The 15,418-nt window shown below is 40.2% G+C and carries 16 protein-coding genes; 5 read left to right on the top strand and 11 right to left on the bottom strand.

Annotated features, from left to right (window positions below):
* Positions 1-13: 13 nt before the first annotated feature.
* The 5 genes from purC to CCS77_RS04480 are packed head-to-tail and all read left to right on the top strand — an operon-like array spanning position 14 to position 3,587.
* The gene (gene purC / locus CCS77_RS04500) at positions 14-724 is read left to right on the top strand and encodes a phosphoribosylaminoimidazolesuccinocarboxamide synthase (protein ID WP_009293856.1); all 711 of its coding nucleotides are present in this window, start codon (positions 14-16) and stop codon (positions 722-724) included.
* 8 nt (positions 725-732) lie between these two features.
* Entirely contained in the window at positions 733-969 is a 237-nt protein-coding gene (gene purS, locus CCS77_RS04495; RefSeq protein ID WP_009293857.1) for a phosphoribosylformylglycinamidine synthase subunit PurS, read from the top strand.
* Positions 966-1,631, top strand: a complete 666-nt coding sequence (gene purQ, locus CCS77_RS04490) for a phosphoribosylformylglycinamidine synthase I (protein ID WP_012001682.1) — start codon at positions 966-968, stop codon at positions 1,629-1,631. The genes purS and purQ overlap by 4 nt, the downstream gene beginning before the upstream one ends.
* The gene (locus tag CCS77_RS04485; protein WP_103642023.1) at positions 1,625-2,932 is read left to right on the top strand and encodes an SH3 domain-containing protein; all 1,308 of its coding nucleotides are present in this window, start codon (positions 1,625-1,627) and stop codon (positions 2,930-2,932) included. The genes purQ and CCS77_RS04485 overlap by 7 nt, the downstream gene beginning before the upstream one ends.
* Positions 2,913-3,587: a lysophospholipid acyltransferase family protein gene (locus tag CCS77_RS04480; RefSeq protein ID WP_223227307.1), complete on the top strand. Its 675-nt coding sequence runs from the start codon at positions 2,913-2,915 to the stop codon at positions 3,585-3,587. Before CCS77_RS04485 ends, CCS77_RS04480 begins: the two co-directional genes overlap by 20 nt.
* A 480-nt stretch (positions 3,588-4,067) precedes the next feature.
* Here CCS77_RS04480 and lpxD read toward each other — a convergent pair whose 3' ends face one another.
* The 11 genes from lpxD to CCS77_RS04420 form a co-directional block, all read right to left on the bottom strand.
* On the bottom strand, positions 4,068-5,021 hold the full coding sequence (lpxD, locus tag CCS77_RS04475; RefSeq protein ID WP_087582171.1) for a UDP-3-O-(3-hydroxymyristoyl)glucosamine N-acyltransferase: 954 nt from the start codon (positions 5,019-5,021) through the stop codon (positions 4,068-4,070).
* Positions 5,021-5,482 carry an acetolactate synthase small subunit gene (ilvN, locus tag CCS77_RS04470; RefSeq protein WP_223154493.1) on the bottom strand — a complete coding sequence of 154 codons (462 nt, stop codon included), beginning with the start codon at positions 5,480-5,482 and terminating at the stop codon, positions 5,021-5,023. Before ilvN ends, lpxD begins: the two co-directional genes overlap by 1 nt.
* Before the next feature lie 2 nt (positions 5,483-5,484).
* Complete coding sequence (locus tag CCS77_RS04465; RefSeq protein WP_236635303.1) at positions 5,485-7,179, bottom strand: acetolactate synthase large subunit; 1,695 nt, start codon at positions 7,177-7,179, stop codon at positions 5,485-5,487.
* A gap of 448 nt (positions 7,180-7,627) precedes the next feature.
* A complete protein-coding gene (gene mnmH, locus CCS77_RS04455) occupies positions 7,628-8,635 on the bottom strand; it encodes a tRNA 2-selenouridine(34) synthase MnmH (RefSeq protein ID WP_107916699.1) in 1,008 nt (335 codons plus the stop codon).
* Positions 8,622-9,107, bottom strand: a complete 486-nt coding sequence (locus CCS77_RS04450; RefSeq protein ID WP_002942290.1) for an HIT family protein — start codon at positions 9,105-9,107, stop codon at positions 8,622-8,624. The genes mnmH and CCS77_RS04450 overlap by 14 nt, the downstream gene beginning before the upstream one ends.
* Complete coding sequence (trpC, locus tag CCS77_RS04445; protein ID WP_107805063.1) at positions 9,107-9,892, bottom strand: indole-3-glycerol phosphate synthase TrpC; 786 nt, start codon at positions 9,890-9,892, stop codon at positions 9,107-9,109. Before trpC ends, CCS77_RS04450 begins: the two co-directional genes overlap by 1 nt.
* The gene (locus CCS77_RS04440) at positions 9,889-11,151 is read right to left on the bottom strand and encodes a tetratricopeptide repeat protein (RefSeq protein ID WP_107805064.1); all 1,263 of its coding nucleotides are present in this window, start codon (positions 11,149-11,151) and stop codon (positions 9,889-9,891) included. Before CCS77_RS04440 ends, trpC begins: the two co-directional genes overlap by 4 nt.
* Positions 11,130-11,495, bottom strand: coding sequence for a YkgJ family cysteine cluster protein (locus CCS77_RS04435; protein WP_107916698.1), 366 nt, complete (start codon positions 11,493-11,495; stop codon positions 11,130-11,132). The genes CCS77_RS04440 and CCS77_RS04435 overlap by 22 nt, the downstream gene beginning before the upstream one ends.
* A complete protein-coding gene (locus CCS77_RS04430) occupies positions 11,492-12,199 on the bottom strand; it encodes a tRNA1(Val) (adenine(37)-N6)-methyltransferase (RefSeq protein WP_107916697.1) in 708 nt (235 codons plus the stop codon). The genes CCS77_RS04435 and CCS77_RS04430 overlap by 4 nt, the downstream gene beginning before the upstream one ends.
* Positions 12,196-14,454 carry a vesicular transport factor Uso1p gene (locus CCS77_RS04425; RefSeq protein ID WP_107916696.1) on the bottom strand — a complete coding sequence of 753 codons (2,259 nt, stop codon included), beginning with the start codon at positions 14,452-14,454 and terminating at the stop codon, positions 12,196-12,198. The genes CCS77_RS04430 and CCS77_RS04425 overlap by 4 nt, the downstream gene beginning before the upstream one ends.
* Positions 14,451-15,413, bottom strand: coding sequence for an NAD(P)/FAD-dependent oxidoreductase (locus CCS77_RS04420; protein ID WP_002942343.1), 963 nt, complete (start codon positions 15,411-15,413; stop codon positions 14,451-14,453). Before CCS77_RS04420 ends, CCS77_RS04425 begins: the two co-directional genes overlap by 4 nt.
* Between the last annotated feature and the right edge of the window lie 5 nt (positions 15,414-15,418).

Genomic DNA, 15,418 nt, shown 5'->3' with positions numbered 1-15,418 from the left:
AAAGGAGAACAACATGCAAAAAAGAGAGCTTATCTACGAGGGAAAAGGCAAGAAAATGTACGCCACAGACGATCCAAATCTACTTGTGGCTGAATTTAAAGACGATCTAACAGCATTTGACGCTCAAAAAAGAGGCAACGAAGCTGGCAAAGGCGCACTAAATAACAAAATCTCTACTCAGCTTTTTAAACTGCTAGAGAGCAAAGGTATCGTCACTGACCTTGTTGAGACCATCAGCGACACTGAGCAAGTGGTCAAAAAATGCGAGATCATACCTCTTGAAGTTGTTGTGAGAAATATCGCAACTGGCTCACTTAGCAAAAGACTTGGCATAAAAGAAGGCACAGTTCTACCTTTTACACTTGTTGAGTTCTACTATAAAAACGACGATTTACACGATCCACTAGTTACTGATGAGCACTGCATTATCATGGGTCTAGTAAAGAGCGAAAAAGACCTTCAAACGCTAAGACATACAGCAAGAGAGATCAACTCTATATTATTTAAATTCTTTGCAGAGAGAAATTTAAAACTAGTTGATTTCAAAGTCGAATTTGGTATCGACAAAGATGGCAACATCATCTTAGCTGACGAGATAAGCCCTGATAGCTGCAGATTTTGGGATGCGACAACAAACGAAAAACTTGACAAAGATAGATTTAGACAAGACCTTGGTAGCGTAAAAGTAGCTTACGAAGAAGTTTTAAGAAGAATTCTTTCTTAAGGACAAAGATGAAAGCTGTTGTAAATATAGCATTAAGAAGTGGGGTCTTAGACCCTGCTGGTAAGGCAGTAGAGCACGCGCTAAATTCACTTGGATTTAGCGGTGTTTCAAATGTCAGGATAGGCAAACAAATCGTTTTAGATATCGACGAGAGCGATAAAAACAAAGCAAAAGAGCAGCTAAAAGTGATGTGTGAAGAGCTTCTAGCAAACACCGTCATCGAAGACTACGAGATCGTGCTATGAAAGTAGCGATCATACTTTTTCCTGGCACAAACTGCGAAGAAGACACAGCTCACGCCTTTAAGCTACTTGGCTGCCAAACGCAGATTATCTGGCACAAAGAAGATAAGATCGATGCTGATCTAGTCGTTTTGCCTGGTGGTTTTAGCTACGGCGACTATCTAAGAACGGCTGCGATAGCTAAATTTAGCCCAGCGATGCAGGCTGTAAAAGAGCATGCGAAAAAAGGTGGCTATATCCTAGGAATTTGCAATGGCTTTCAGATGCTTCTTGAGCTTGGACTTTTAAAAGGTGCGATGAGAAGAAATGAAAATTTAAATTTCGTCTCAAAATACCACCACCTAAAAGTGATCTCAAATAACAATAAATTCCTAGCAAATTTAGCCAAAAACGAAGTGGTAAATATCCCTATCGCTCATGGCGAGGGCAACTACTACACCGACGAAGATACGCTAAAAAGCCTATATGATAACGAGCAAGTCCTACTAAAATACTGTGACAGCCACGGCAATGAGATAAATCCAAACGGCTCGGTTGATAGCATAGCTGGGATTTGCGATGAGAGTAAGAGGATCTTTGGTCTTATGCCTCACCCAGAGCGCGCTTGCGAGAAAATTTTAGGCACAGATGATGGCATGAAGATGTTAAAAGGGCTAGTTTGGTAAAACGAACACTTTTTATCGCCCTACTCGCGCTAAATTTATTTGCCGCAAACACTGATGAAGTCAGCGTTTTTGACATGATGGATGAGGCAAGAGAGGATAAATTTGTAAATAGCCCAAGTTCAAAGCCACAAACAAAGACTCCAAGCGAAGAAGAAATATCAAGAAAGCTCGTATCTCCACGCTCTATCGCCCCACAGCCAGAGCGTATCACTCCAGAGCAGATGCGAAATATCGTGCCGACAAACGAACCAGACATCAGTGTCCCTGATAATCAAGTCTATGACAAGATAAAAATAAAAGACCTCCTTTTAAAAGCGACAAATATCCCTAAAAATGTCGTCGTAGGAGAAATTTTTAGCGTTGAGATCGTAGCTGATACGCAAAGTGACCTTGAGTTTGAGTTTGAGACACAGCTTGATGAGACAAATATCAAATGGTTAAATAAGAAGAATTTTCAATGGGTAAAAGGCGATGAAAACAAATACATCGGCACTTTCTACCTTGAAGCAACGAGCATTGATGCAAAGACTTTACGAGTTAGCTTGGATCTAAAAAGAAATGGCGAGAACTATCAAAACTCAAACATAAATATCTTTTTACCAAAGCTAAAAGAGCTTAGAAGTGACGAGAACTACAACCACATCGTTGCTGACAACCTTGAGGTAAAGAAATTTAAAACGACTAAATTTGATGATATAAACAACATCATGGTCGTGGAAATTTACGGCAACAATGTCGATCTAAGCGCATTTAATATCGAAAATAAAACGATCCTAAAGCAAGGCGTAGATACGATAAACGGCGACTTTAACTCGCAAAGTGCATATTATTTTGCGGTATTTAAGCCAAATAAAAAGACACTTGACTTTAACTACTACAACCTAAAAAAAGCCAAATTTGAGAGCTTTTCACTGCCTGTGAGCGTCGAAGAGGACGAGGTTAGCACGCAAATCGGTCTAAATCCAAAGCAAAGCGAGTTTAGCACTTACAAAGATATCACGATCTACTCTTTGGTCGCTATCTTTATCTTGCTAGCGATCTGGCGAAGAAAGCTAAGCTACTTCTTTGTGGCAGCTGTTTTTATCGCACTTGGGATTTACACTTACAATCCTTTTGGCAAAGCAGTGCTTAAACCAGATGTGAGCGTCACTATCTTGCCAACTAAAAATTCAACCGTTTTTTATACATCTCGTAAAAATGAAAATGTTGAAATTTTAGACACAAAAGATGACTACTCAAAAATTTTATTCGCAGATGGCAAAATCGGCTGGGTAAGAAAGGGTGATCTTGTCAAAAATTAGAGCTATTTTCTTCTCTATCACATTTGTTCTTAGCGTTTTTGTCGTGGTATTTTTTATGTGGCTTTTTAACTCGAAAAATAGACCTATTAGAAAAATTTGGGGCAGAGCTCAGAGATTTTTTGGCGGTTATACACTTGAGGTGGTAGGTGAGTTTAAAGATGAGGCGAATATCTTACTAATAAATCATCAAAGCATGCTTGATATCATCGTGCTTGAAGAGGTGCACCCTAAAAATCTTTGCTGGATCGCAAAGGCGCAGATAGGTAAGATCCCGATCATCGGTAAAATTTTGAGCCTTCCAAAGATGATAGCGGTCGAGCGAGAAAATAAGCACTCGCTAATAAAGCTTTTAAGCGAAGCAAAAGACAGAGTAGAAAATGGCCGTGTTTTAGCGATATTTCCAGAAGGCACAAGGTCTCAAACCAAAGAGCTCTTGCCATTTAAAGGTGGCGCAAAGTTGCTAGTTGAAAAGCTAAATTTAAAGGTTCAGCCTATCGTAATCGTCGGAAGTGATGCGATGAAAGTGAAAGAATTTAGCTTTAAAAAAGCTGACATCAAGCTCTTTTGCCTTGATCTAGTCGATACCTCAAAACAAAACTGGCTAGAGGCGACTAGAGAGAGCATGCAAAAAGTCCTAGACGAAAATAGAAAATAAATTTAGCTTTGTAAATTTCTTTTCTAGAATTCACATTTTATGTAACCACTATAAAGAGTTAAAATTAATAAGCAATAAAGTAAATGTTGGTGTGATATTACCTTATAAATTTAGGCAAATCACCTTAGTAAAAGGAATTTTATCCACCAGCGTTTTACTAATATCTTTTAGAAGTTTTTATATATCAAAGCATGTATCCAAATTTGCTTTTTACCGCCACGAGCAAACAACCTGTAGTAAATGGGCTACTCTATACATCATTAAACACAAAAATTACTACATCTTATAACACTTTGCTCATATTAGTTCAGCCGTTTTGTTATGTTATTTAATATGCAAAAAATCTAATGCTTAAATTAGATCTCTTGCTAGCTATTTTTATTAGCCATAAATATGGTTTGTGATTGCGGTGAAATAAAATAAAAGAAAAATTTAAATTATAGAAGTGCGACAACTATTTGGCGGAGAGCTCCGCCAAATTTAGTTTTTCTTAAAAAATCTCAATATCTTTGCTTGTAGTTTAAACTGCTCTGAAAGCTCCATTATCGGATATGCTCCAGCGTATTTTTTGCCGCCAGGTAGGTCTTTGCTAACGCCACCGCGTGCTGCGATCTGAGCAAAGTCTCCGACACTTACGTGACCAGCTGAGCCACTTTGTCCGCCCATGACGACGTTTCTGCCTAGCACTGTTGAGCCAGCAAGTCCAGTTTGTGAGACGATGAGGCAGCCATTTCCAAGCTCGCAGTTATGACCTATTTGAACGAGATTATCTATCTTTGTGTAGTTTGCGATCATCGTGCTTTCAAAAACGCCACGATCTATCGTCGTGCAAGCTCCGATCTCGACAAAATCGCCCAAAACAACGTTGCCGTTGTGATAAATTTTCACATGCTCGCCAGTTTTTGTATGCGCATAGCCAAAGCCGTCGCTGCCTATAACGCAGTTTGCTAGCAGGTGGCACTCATTGCCGATGACGCAGTCGTTATAGATGACTACGTTTGGGTGGATAATGCAGTTTTTACCGATAGTTACGTTATCGCCCAAAAAAGCTCCAGCCATCACTATCGTATTTTCGCCCACGCTCACGTTTGAGCCTATATAGACATTTGGCATTATAGTGGCGCTCTGGGCGATATTTGATGGTTTTGGCTCGCAAAAAAGCGGCTTAGCGTAAATTTTGCTAAGGATGGCAAATGCAAGGTGCGGGTTGTCGCACACAAGCGCTACCATGCCAGCTGGCACTAGGTCTAAAAGCGATTTTGTCACCAAGATAGCTCCAGCGTTTGAAGTGCTTATAAATTTGGCATTTTTCTCGCCGTCGCAGTATGTTAGCTCAGCTTTATTTGCATTTTTTAAAGAATTTAGAGCAAAAATTTCAAGATCTTCTCCACTAAAAGTAGCATCTACTTTTAAGGCTATTTCGCTTAGTTTCATCATATATCCATTATCACAGATCCGCCGCGCACGACGTCAACTGGGTTAAATTTCTTTATTGACTTTAAAAAATTCTCTATCCTGCTCGCATCGTCAGCCACCATGACGACGATGTAGTTTTCGTTTGTATTTGTGACGATACCGTTGTATGACTTTAGTATCGCCTCAAGGCCAGCGAAATTTTCACCAAGCGGAATTTTCACAAGAGCCATCTCTTTTTCGACAAATTCGCCACTTTCTATGACTTTATATGTTGGGATGAGCTTGTGAAGCTGTTTTACGATCTGCTCTAAAACCCTCTCATCGCCGCTTGTGACGATGCTTAGTCTTGAAAAGTTGCTCTCAGGTATCGGAGCGACTGTGAGCGTGTCGATGTTGTAGCCCCTGCCCGCAAAAAGCCCAGAAATCCTAGCCAAAACGCCATGTTCATTTAAAACTATAACCGAAATCGTTCTTCTGATACTCATTTTTCTTCCTTGCTCTTTAATATCATATTATAAATCGCAGCCCCAGCTGGAACCATAGGAAGCACGTCCTCAAAGCGGTCGATCCTCACGTCGATAAGAGCTGATTTTTTACTCTTGATCGCCTCTTTTAAAGCCTTTTTAAACTCATCTTTGCTCTTGCAAACAAAGCCAACGCCGCCAAATCCCTCAGCGATCTTGACAAAATCAGGCTGCAAGCTAAGATCAGTTGATGAGTAGCGCTTTTCATAGAAAAATGTCTGCCACTGGCGCACCATGCCTAAGAAGTTGTTGTTTAAGATGATGTTTATGACAGGGACATTTGTCTCATAAGCCGTCATTAGCTCTTGGATATTCATAAGTATCGAGCCATCGCCTGTGAAATTTACAACCAAATGCTCAGGCTTCGCGCACTTTGCGCCGATCGCTGCAGGCAGGCCATATCCCATCGTGCCAAGGCCGCCACTTGTGACAAGCTGCCTTGCGCGGTTAAATGGATAAAACTGCGCCACCCACATCTGGTGCTGACCGACGTCAGTTGCGATGATAGCCTCAGGACCAACTATCTTTGCAGTCTCTTCAACTACCCATTGTGGTTTTAGCACAGTGTCGCTGTCTGTGTAGCCAAGTGGATTTAGCTTTTGATATCTATCTAAAATTTCTCTCCAAGGCGCATAGTTTTTAGGCTCACCTTTCACCTCTTCATAAAGCTCGCTTAGCACGTTTGTAAGGTCGCCAACTATCGGATAGTGAGCGTTTATGATCTTTGAGATAGAGCTTGGATCGATGTCGATGTGAATGATCTTTGCGTGTTTAGCAAACTCATCTGTCCTGCCTGTGACCCTATCGCAAAATCTAGCGCCAAGCGAGATGAGAAGGTCACACTCGCTAAGAGCCATATTTGAAGCGTAGCTGCCGTGCATGCCTGCCATGCCTAAATTTAGCTCATCTTTTGCATCAAGCACGCCAAGAGCCATAAGCGTCTCGACCGCTGGGATGCCTGTTTTTTTCATAAATTTACGTATGATCTCGCTTGCATTTGATGCGATCGCACCACCACCTATGTAAAGAAGTGGTCTTTTTGCTTCATTTATCGCAGCTGCTGCTTTTTTGATCTGCTTAGAGTTGCCTTTATATGTCGGTTTGTAGCTTGGGATAGAAATTTCTTTTGGATAGACAAAGTCGCCAAGCCTTGAAGTGACGTTTTTTGGGATATCGATATGAACTGGTCCTGGGCGGCCTGATCTTGCGATGTAAAACGCCTCTTTTATGATACGAGGTAGCTCCTCGACGCTATTAACCAAGAAGTTATGTTTGACACAGGGGCGTGAAATGCCGACTGCATCGATCTCTTGAAAGGCATCTGTGCCGATCATAAAGGTTGGTACTTGACCGCTTATAAGCACAACTGGGATGCTGTCGCTGTAAGCCGTGGCAAGACCAGTGACTGCGTTTGTAAAGCCAGGACCGCTTGTCACAAAAGCCACGCCAACTTTGCCACTAACCCTAGCGTATCCGTCTGCTGCGTGAACGGCAGCTTGCTCGTGGCGAACCAAGACGTGCTTAAAATAAGTTTGTTTATATGTCTCGTCGTAGATATTTAAAGCTGCACCGCCAGGATAGCCAAAAACTATCTCAACGCCCTCTTCGTGCAAGGCTTCGCTTATCATCTGTGAACCAGAAATTTGTTTTATCATCACTTTAGCCTTTTGATAAATTTATCGCAAATTATATCCCAAAGCATTTTAAATCCATTTTAACTTTTTAGCGAAATTTGGGCGTTATCTTAAATTTTTTGAAAAAATTTTGAGTTAAAAAAGCGAGAAATACAAAATATTTTACATATATTTATGCATATTATTTTTAGTATTTTTGATAAATTTGGCAAATTTAGAAAAAGTGGAGGGGCGATAGCCAATCCAGCCAATCCAGAAAACCAAGAAAAACAGATAAATTTAACTAGAAATTTTCAAAAAATTAGCAAGAAATTTATGTCGAAGTATAAAAATCGCCTTAAGCTAAGCCATTTTTAAGTGCAAAAAACCGATCTATATTAAATTTAAAAGTAAATTTGACCTAGCAAAATAGAGCAAATTTAAATTTGTAGATAAATTTTACCCCCAAACAAAGCGTCACAAGGATTTAAAATTTCGCCTCAGCTCTTATCAAATTTAGCTTTTTAACAGCCTCTTCAAAGTTGTCGGAGCTTACGAAAACATCGATATTTTCATTTTTCTTATAGACCTTGTCGTAGTATTTTGTTAGTAAAATTTCAGCCACTTTGGCGATGTCGTTTTCGTTAAATTTAGCCACCGCCTCATCTCTGGCCTCTTTGTCTATAAAGGGCGAAATTTTTTTTATACACTCATCAAAAAAGGCTTTATCCACGCTTTTATAGTCGCTTGTGATGCAAGAAATTCTATTTTCTAAACTTGCCCTAACCTCAACGCAGATGCCGCTGCGCATCGCCTCATAAAGGCTTTTTGGAAGTGTTAGCGAGCCGATCCTTCTACTTTCGCCCTCGATAAAGCAAATTTGATCTTTTAGCGTGATGAGCTTTTCAAAGAGTGCATCCTCAAAGCTTTTTTGACTAGGCTGCGCGCCGTTTATCGCGCCAAAGACTGAGCCTAAGTGATTTGCCATCGCTTCAAGGTCTATTGATGGTGAGAGTGCTCTTATAAGCTTGCTTTTATAGCAGCCAGTGTTGCCAAAAAGAGTGATAAATTTCGTGCTTAAAGGACGCTCTAAAAACTCCAAAACGTGATTTCTATAAGCCTTGTAGCCGCCATTTAGTCTGTAAATTCTATATCCGATCATGCTTAGCACGTAGGCAACCGAGCTTGATCTAAGCCCGCCCTTTGCGCAGTATATCCCAACTGCTGAGCCAACCTTGGCCCTTTTATAGACCTCATCGATGATATTTTGTAAATTTTTGCAGATGTATTTTGCTCCAAGGCTCTTGGCTAGGGCCCTGTCACTTTTGTAGATCGTGCCTACCTCTTTGTGCTCAGTGTCATCAAGTGCGTATAAATTTAGAGCATCTTTTATATGCGAGTAGGCATATTCATGCGGCGATCTAGCGTCTATCAGGACTTCAAACTCGCCTCTTTTTTCAAGCCACTGCTCGATATCAAGCTCAAATAACGCCACTAAAAGCCTTTTTTAGCTTTTGATAAAGCGGATGAAACGGCGTACCATTTACCCTGACATCGGCGATCGTTGTGATGAAATTTGTATCCCCGCTCCACCTTGGCACAAGGTGATAATGCACGTGCTCAGCTATGCCAGCACCTGCTGCCTTGCCTAAATTCATACCGATATTTACGCCCTGAGCATGAAGCTCACGCTTTAAAATTTCAACCCCAAGTCTTACAAATTTACTCATCTCAAACCACGTCTGCTCGTCAAGCTCCTCGATCTTGTCGGTGTGGTGGTTTGGTATGATCATAAAGTGACCTGGCGAATATGGGTATAAATTCATGATCCCAAAGCAGTGCTTAGCACGAAAAAGCACGCCATTTTTCTCGTCGTCCTCTTTTGAATTTATGACCTCGCAAAAGACACAACTATCTTTTTTTGCGCTGAAATACTCGCTTCTCCAAGGGGCACAAAGGTGCTGCATCACTCGCCCTCCTTTATCTTTTTAACGGCATTTTTTATATCATCTTGCCTCATGAAATGCTCTCCTATCAAGAAGGCATCAACTCCGATCTTGTTTAGCTCACAAAGCTGCTCATGCTCGTAAAGACCGCTTTCGGCGACTATTATCTTGCCGTTTGGCAAAAGCGGTACGAGCTTCTCGCAAAGGCTCATATCCATCGTAAAATCATCTAAATTTCTATGATTTATCCCTATTATATTTGCTCCTGCAAAGACCGCCTTTTTCACATCGCTCGCGTCATGTGTCTCTACTAAGACCTCAAGCCCCAAGTGGTGCGCGTAATCAAGTAGCTCTTTTAGCTCGCCTTGAGTTAGCGCTTTAGCGATGAGCAGGATAAAGTCTGCTCCATAAACAAGAGCTTCTAAAATTTGATACTTATCAACGATAAAGTCTTTTCTAAGGATAGGCTTTGAGGCGTAGCGGCGAACCTGCGTGATATACTCGATGTCACCCTTAAACCAGTGAGGCTCCGTTAGGATACTAAAGGCATTTGCGTATTGCTCGTACTCCTGAGCGATCTTGATCGGCTCAAAGTCCTCTCTTATCACGCCTTTGCTTGGACTTGCTTTTTTTATCTCGGCTATGATCTTTATAGGCTCATCTTTGCTTGATCTAAGTGCGCCCAAAACGTCTCTTGGCACGTATGGGTTGTATGCGAGCGAGCGGCCCAGCCACTCCTGCGGATAGTCAGCTTTTCGCTTTTTTAGATCCTCTTTTGTCTTTTTTATGATCTCATCAAGTATCATTTTTTAAGCCTTTTGTTTAAATTTATTATGCAGCGCTCGATTAGATGCAGGTGCTCTTTTGCCTCTTTTGAACTCCTAAAATCAACATCTTTCATCGCGTGACTCATTATGCCCTTTGCCTTTTTGCACTCGCCAAGCTTGAAGTACCCCCACGCTAGCGAGTCCTCGTAGTAAGGTGATTCTGGCGAGATCTCAAGGGCTTTTTGCACCATCTCCACACCCTTTCTAGGGTCTATCTCGTGATCAATGAGCAAGTAGCCGTAGTAGTTAAAAAACATATCGTTATTAAGCTTTGGCACGCTAGCTTCAAATTTATCTAAGATATCAGCGATCTTTTTCTCATCTAGGCTATCTTTATTCATCTCATACTCGTAGATAGCGGCCTTTGCTAAGAAATTTAGATCCCTGCTATCGTTATAAATTTTAACCGCCAAAACGTATGCATCGCCAAAATTTCCAGTCGCAGCGTAAAGATCCATCAGCGTGGCGTCGTTGTAGCCATATTTTTTCAAAATTTCAATAGCCGCTTTATAATTTTTAGCATAGACAAAATACTGCACGATCTTGTCAAGATAAGAGGTGTCGTGAGTGATGTCGTAGATCTCCTCAAAAAGCTCGATCACCTTTGGGAAATTTCTTTGCTGAGAGTAAATTTCAGCCAAAAGCTCACATGTCTTTTGAGTGCAGCCCTGCTCCTCGCGGAATTTCTCGAGGTATTTTGTCGCATCATTTACATTATCCATGCGGTTTAAAAGTATATCAACGATGCGGAGTAAATTCTCCTCTTCAGGCTTTAGCGAGTATGCCTCTTCAAAGTATTTTAGCGCCGTTACAGTATCATTTTGCATCATGCAAATGGTGCCAAGCATGAGCAAATTTTGAGCGTTTGGCTCTTTTGTGGCAAGCTCTTGCATCAGCTCTTTTGCCTCGTTTAGCTTAGAGAGATTGACAAAATTTGCCACTTTGATCCTGATAAAGTCGCTATCATCTTTTAGGCTATTTTCGCCCTCAGCCATGAGGCTATCTAAATTTTCATTTTTTGTAGCAAAGGCTAGCTTGATCGCCTCTTTTAGATAGGTCTTTTGATTTGTCTCTTTAAAAAGTCCTAGATAGGTCTGGATGCTAGCATTTACATCGCCACTATCTTGCGAGATGAGAGCTTGCATTAGGCGTAAATTTACACTTTTGTTGTCATCTGCAAGCAGATGCGTGCTAAAAAATACGCTTATAAAAATTATTAAAATTTTACGCCAATGCATTCTGCTCTTAGCTCCTTTAAATTTTTTTTAAAATAATCCCAAAACGGAAATGTCCTGCACTGCTTAGGTCTTAGCTTATAAACCGAGCAGTTTTTATTTTTCTCATCAAAAAATATGCAAGCAAAACCGTCATCATAAGGCTTTTCTTTGATGCTTCGTCTTACGCCCACTTTTATTAGAAATTTGCTCTCAAACTCATCTTTTGGCATATCAAAAGCGGCGCAAAATTTTAAAATTTCACCCTCATCTATCCAGATGTAGCCACTCTCGCCAGTGCAGCATTTGCCTCCGCAACTCTCGCAAAAGCTAGGATCAAACTCATAGCTAAAACCCTCAGCCCTCACGCTATCTCCTTGTAAGAGACGCTGTTTGTATCTGCTTTTTTAAAGATCTCGCTTGCCTCTTTCGTGTGCGCGCCATCCTTGCTCATCACTAGAGGCGGCAGGACTTTTAGCTTTGAGTTTGAGTTGTTTCGCACTTCAAGCAAAGCCAAATTTGCTGGCTTATCCTTTTTGGTATGGATAAATTTTAAACTCACCAAATTTAGCTTATACTCTTTTAAGCATGCCGCTATCTCGCTAAGATCATCTGGCGCATAGCAAAAAAATGCCCTTTTATGTGGCTTTAAATTTACGCTTATGCCTCTTATAAAATCCTTTAAATTTAGCGAGCTTGCATATCTACTAACTTTTATGTGCTCATTTTGGCTTTTTGTAACACCGTCGTGATAAAAAGGCGGATTTGAGATGATTAGATCAAATTTCTCACTATCTTTAAAATTTGCAAAATCAGCCGTTATAGCTCTAGCCTCTAAGCAGTTGTTCTTTGCGTTAAAGCTTGAAATTTCGCTATTTAGCTCCAAAAGATCAAGCATGCTTAGATCTATCTTTTTAAAGTCACGCTTAAGCAAAAGTCCAAGTATCCCGCACCCTGCTCCAACGTCCAAAACCCTGCCAGAAATTTCGCCTACACTAGAGCAGATAAAATCATAAAGAACGAGCGTATCGCTGTTGTAGCGATAGCCATTTTCAAGCTGAGCCAAGATCATCTATAAACCTTGATGATAAAGCCGCGCGTCACATCTTTTACGATCACTTCGGAGCTAAAGCTGATCCTTGCAAAGTCGCCAAATTCCTCTTTGATAAGCTCAGCAGCTGCCTTTGCACGCTCCTTGCCAACGCCGTAATTTACGTAGTTGTTTAGCTTGCCAAGGTCATCTTTTTTGATATTTTGAGCGACATTTGATGGGATGACAAAATTTTTCTTATCCACGATCGGGATGATCTCATACATGTAGTTTGAGTTAAATCTCTGCAAAAACTCGCTCACTCTGTTTTTGCACATTATGCTAACCTTGTCTTTTGCGTCCATATCGTCGCATTCGATGCTAGAGATGAGGACTAGCTTTGTTGGCGTTTCTGGCTTTGTCGTAGCCTGTAAGATATTTTTTAAATTTACATTTTCATTTTCAAGCTCATCTTGTCTGTTTAAATTTTGCTCGATATCTTTTTGGAGCTCGACTATCTGGGCATTTACACTACCGCTACCGCCTTTGTGAGTGGTTGAGCTTAGCTCATTTATCTTTGAATTTAGCCGCTCGATCGTCTTGTTGCTCTCATTTAGCTTTTGTTTTGCATTTTCTAGTTCATTTTGCAAGCTTAGTAAATTTTTGCCGCCACTTTTGTTGTTATCGGTTAAAAATGTTGAGGTATCGACTATCTTTTTTTGTAGCATGTTTATTTGCTGACGCAAAATTTCATAGTTTTGCATATCGATCTTTAGTGTTCTTTTTTGAGTTTCTAGCTCGCTTTGCTTAGAAAGGAGCATCTGACTTGTCTTTGTGACATTTTCTTCAAGCTCCTTTATCTTTGCATCTTTTAGATCGAGCTTTGAGCTCAAATTCTTTAGCTCGCCCTCGTTTGAGCCAAGTTTCTGCGACTGCAAAGAGATGGTTTGGTTTTGATCAAATAGCGTTTTTAGAAATTTAGTTGTCTTCGTATCAAGCGCTTTTAGCTCTTCTTGGCTCTTTTTAAGGCTCTCTTCACTTAAACTTAGCTTTTTGCTTAGCTCACTTAGAGTTGAGTTTGCGTCTAAATTTTGCTTTTCAAGCTTTTTATTTAGGGCATTTGCCCTCTCAAGCTCTTTTTTAAGCGAGCTTATATTTTCATTTGCAAGCTTGTTCTCTTGCTCGCTTTTTAGGCTCTTTTGTTTTAGATCGTCAAAACTCTTATGAAGTGCCGCAAGCGAGGCATTTAGCTCTAAATTTTTGCCATTATAGCTTTGCGCCATTAGATCTTTTGAGTTTAGGTTTTTCTTGATCTCTTCAAGCTCGTAAATTCTATCTTTTAGTGCGGTCTTGTTTGACTCAAGAGCCTCCTGCAGATCGATTATCTTGTTTGCCTTTTTAGAAAGCTCATCCTCCATAACACTCTTTTGTGTCTCAAAGCCATCATTTAGTGCATTTATCTCTTTTTCGTAGCTAAATTTTTGAGTGTCGGCGTCATTTTTAACTCGCTCGATCTCCTCTTTTAAAATCAAAATTTCTTTTTTCTCGCCTCTATCTTTTTCGCTTTGAGCTTTTTCATACTCTTTTATAAGAGCTTCTTTTTGTGCAAGCGTCGCATTTAGCTCGTTATTTTGCTCTTTTAAAGCGGTGTAGTTTGCCTCAAAACTCTCTTTAAATTTATTAAAGCTGGCCTTGGCATCTTTTAGTTTGCTCTCATCGTCACTTCTAGCGTCATTTATCGCATTTTCAAGGTCGATTATCTTTTTCTCATAAGCCTTTGAACTCTCTATCATATCAGCTTGCGCTTCATTTAGGCGCTTTGTCAAAGCTTGGATATTTTCAAAGTGTTGCGCCTCAAGCTCGCCAAGAGCCTTTTGATTTTTTTCTACTATCTCGTTTTTTTCATTTTCGATATTTCTTTTCATCTCTGAAATTTTGCTTATAAAGTCTAAATTTTTCTCGCTCATATCGACATTATCAGCGGCCAAAATTTCATTTTTTTTGCTTAGCTCGCGCACTTGCTCTTGAAGCTCATTTACATTGTTTGATAAATTTAGATCCTTGTCATCAACAAAATTTTGCATGTAGCTCTTTGGCGTGATGTAGCCACCATACTCGTAAAGATCGTCTTTACTTACATATCTTTGCTTCTCTTCTTCAGGGAGATCATCAAAATTTATAGAGTAAATCGTTTGATTAGTATCTTTTGGCATCTCGTCCTCTTTTTGAAATTTCAAAAACGAGAGAGAAAAGCCAGCTATCAGACAAACAATAGCTAGTGCGATTTTATTTATCAAGCTTGTGCCTTGCCTTTTAAGATATCTTTGATGACGCTATGAGCGTGATTTAGTCCGACTACTATCGAGCCGCCATTTTTTAGCACGATGTCGCCTCCCACATATAGTCCTGGCACGCTACTTTGGTAATTGCTATCAACTATTGGAGTGCCTTTCTCATCAGTTTTTATCTGACATTTTTGTAAAAAATCAACCGGACTTGAGCCACCGATCGCATAAACAACCCTGTCATAGACACGGATCTTGCCATTTTCATAATGCACTCTTACCTTGCCTGATTCATTATCGATCTCGGTTATATCGTGATTTAGCCTTACTTTTATCTTATTGTGCTTCTCAAGCTCCCAAAGTGCGCTTAAATTTGTCTCATTTACACGGCTAAATTTATCTTTTCTGTAAGCGATCGTAGTTTTGTTATACTGACAAAGCTCGATAGCATACTCAACCGCAGAGTTGCCACCGCCCACAACTAGCACTTTTTCGCCGTTTGTGCAGTTATCAAGGTTAAAATTTACAACTGAATTTAGTGATGGCGGGATCTTATAGTCAGGCTTGTTTGGTCGCCCCATTTTGCCGATAGAGACCATAACATTTTTGGCTTCATAGACAGCTTTTGAGGTAGTTACTTTAAAAATTTCTCCCTCTTTTTTTACGCTTTCGACCTCAGAATTAAAAAAAGCCTCGATATTCTCAGAGTCAAGTAGCTTGTCAAAATAATCAAGCGTGCTCTCTTTTGTGCCATCTTCAAACGAAACTAGCCCATGTATCGTGCTATCTTGCCCTTTATACTCTTTATCTACGCGTTTATTGTCTTTATAAAATTTTCTGATCGTTTGGCTGTGGTTATCGCCTTTTTCAAGGAGCAAAACATTACTTAAGCCATTTCTTTTAGCCTCAACTACGCTAGCTATGCCACAAGGTCCGCCGCCAACTACTATTAGATCATAAATATTTGCCATATTTT

Origin of the sequence: Campylobacter concisus, from assembly GCF_003048375.1 — a bacterium.
Lineage (GTDB): Bacteria > Campylobacterota > Campylobacteria > Campylobacterales > Campylobacteraceae > Campylobacter_A > Campylobacter_A concisus_T.
The sequence above is the reverse complement of the archived record's forward strand: the minus strand, read 5'-3'. Positions and strand labels throughout refer to the sequence as shown.